General features: G+C 54.2%; 2 tRNA genes and 2 rRNA genes (1 of these 4 cut by a window edge). All 4 read left to right on the forward strand.

The annotated features are described in order from the left end of the window. Positions 1-459 (forward strand): 16S ribosomal RNA (locus ACFFJ6_RS25475); the annotation flags it as partial. Between the two features lie 199 nt (positions 460-658). Continuing rightward, a tRNA-Ile gene (locus tag ACFFJ6_RS25480) sits at positions 659-735 on the forward strand. 34 nt (positions 736-769) lie between these two features. Further along, positions 770-845, forward strand: a tRNA-Ala gene (locus ACFFJ6_RS25485). A gap of 416 nt (positions 846-1261) precedes the next feature. After that, positions 1262-2500, forward strand: a 23S ribosomal RNA gene (locus tag ACFFJ6_RS25490); it runs 1584 nt beyond the window's last position.

The raw sequence follows: 2500 nt of genomic DNA on the forward strand, positions 1-2500 counted from the left end.
TTGGGTTAAGTCCCGCAACGAGCGCAACCCCCGTCCTTAGTTGCTACCATTTAGTTGAGCACTCTAAGGAGACTGCCGGTGATAAGCCGCGAGGAAGGTGGGGATGACGTCAAGTCCTCATGGCCCTTACGGGCTGGGCTACACACGTGCTACAATGGCGGTGACAATGGGATGCTAAGGGGCGACCCCTCGCAAATCTCAAAAAGCCGTCTCAGTTCGGATTGGGCTCTGCAACTCGAGCCCATGAAGTTGGAATCGCTAGTAATCGTGGATCAGCATGCCACGGTGAATACGTTCCCGGGCCTTGTACACACCGCCCGTCACACCATGGGAGTTGGCTTTACCTGAAGACGGTGCGCTAACCAGCAATGGAGGCAGCCGGCCACGGTAGGGTCAGCGACTGGGGTGAAGTCGTAACAAGGTAGCCGTAGGGGAACCTGCGGCTGGATCACCTCCTTTCTAAGGATGGGTCTTCAGTCTGCTTCGGCAACTATCGACCTGTTTTAGAAACATCAGAGGCTCTAAGTCATACGAGCCTCATTGGCGGGATTTCGCCGTCTTCGTTTCTCTTTCTTCGCGGACGAACACGCGCCTGGGGTGCGCGCAGTTGGTCGGCTGGCTTGTGCCGCCGATGGATTGCCGTGACCTCTCGTGCTGAGGGCTTGTAGCTCAGTTGGTTAGAGCGCGCGCTTGATAAGCGTGAGGTCGGAAGTTCAAGTCTTCCCAGGCCCACCACACTCATCGAGCGTCGCATTCGTCTTCTGGTTACGGGGCCATAGCTCAGCTGGGAGAGCGCGTGCTTTGCAAGCATGAGGTCGTCGGTTCGATCCCGTCTGGCTCCACCAGATGGACGATCGCCGATTGGTTCCTGAGACTCGTGTTTGTGTCTCGCTGCTGTCATCCGGACAGCGCGATGGACATCGTCCGCATCTTGTATTCGCCGGCCTGTGCGCAGCACGGCCGGCGGGTTATCTGACATCGTATAGAGGAGATCGATCCGAGTTCGGATCTGCGGAGCAATCTGCGGAGGCCGTTCGCTTATCTCCGGAGCGTTTTCGGCGCCTGAGCATCGCAAGATGGTTAGGTTGTAAAACGCTTCATGTTGACGACGCTTGACCGCATCGTCATCGGTTCGATCTTACGAAGCAATAACTGGTCTTTCTAATCAGTGTCCGTTTGCGGCGTCGTCTTTGAAGGTTCGTCCTTCGGGATGTGCTGCGAGCAACATTCTGCCGAGTGTGTGGACATTGATAATGAGAGCAATCAAGTGCCTTAAGGGTGTTCGACGGATGCCTTGGCGCTGAGAGGCGATGAAGGACGTGCTACGCTGCGATAAGCCATGGGGAGCTGCGAAGAAGCTTTGATCCGTGGATTTCCGAATGGGGAAACCCACCTTCGATAGCCGGAACTCCAAGGCCTTGCGTTTCGAAAGAGACGTGAGGGTTTGGATTTCCGGTTATCAAGAGAAGGTATGAGATCTCTGAATACATAGGAGGTTTCAAGCGAACCCAGGGAACTGAAACATCTAAGTACCTGGAGGAAAGGACATCAACCGAGACTCCGTTAGTAGTGGCGAGCGAACGCGGACCAGGCCAGTCATCATTGGAAGACAATTGGAATCTGTCAGGAAAGCAGAGCCTTAGAGGGTGATAGCCCCGTACAAGTAATGCGACCATTGATGCTCGAGTAAGGCGGGACACGTGAAATCCTGTCTGAACATGGGGGGACCACCCTCCAAGCCTAAGTACTCCTCAGCGACCGATAGTGAACCAGTACCGTGAGGGAAAGGTGAAAAGCACCCCGACGAGGGGAGTGAAATAGTTCCTGAAATCGGACACCTACAAACAGACGGAGCCCAAGATACGTTCTGGGTGACGTCGTACCTTTTGTATTATGGGCCAGCGACTTAATTTAACGAGCAAGCTTAAGCCGATAGGTGAAGGCGTAGCGAAAGCGAGTCTGAATAGGGCGTCAAGTTCGTTGGATTAGACCCGAAACCTAGTGATCTAGCCATGAGCAGGTTGAAGGTGAGGTAACACTCACTGGAGGACCGAACGGGTGCCTGTTGAAAAAGGCTCCGATGACTTGTGGTTAGGGGTGAAAGGCCAATCAAACTGGGAAATAGCTGGTTCTCCGCGAAAGATATTTAGGTATCGCCTCGGATGAATACCTCGGGGGGTAGAGCACTGGATGGGCTAGGGGGACTTACCGTCTTACCAAACCCAACCAAACTCCGAATACCCGAGAGTACTATCCGGGAGTCACACGGCGGGTGCTAACGTCCGTCGTGGAGAGGGAAACAACCCGGACCTACAGCTAAGGCCCCTAATTCGTGGCTAAGTGGGAAAGGATGTGGGAATCCCAAAACAACCAGGAGGTTGGCTTAGAAGCAGCCATCCTTTAAAGAAAGCGTAACAGCTCACTGGTCTAAATAAGGGTTCCTGCGCCGAAGATGTAACGGGGCTCAAGCCACGAGCCGAAGCTTAGGGTGTGATCCGCA

Source organism: Rhodopseudomonas telluris (assembly GCF_042432815.1).
GTDB classification, from domain to species: Bacteria; Pseudomonadota; Alphaproteobacteria; order Rhizobiales; family Xanthobacteraceae; genus Rhodopseudomonas; species Rhodopseudomonas telluris.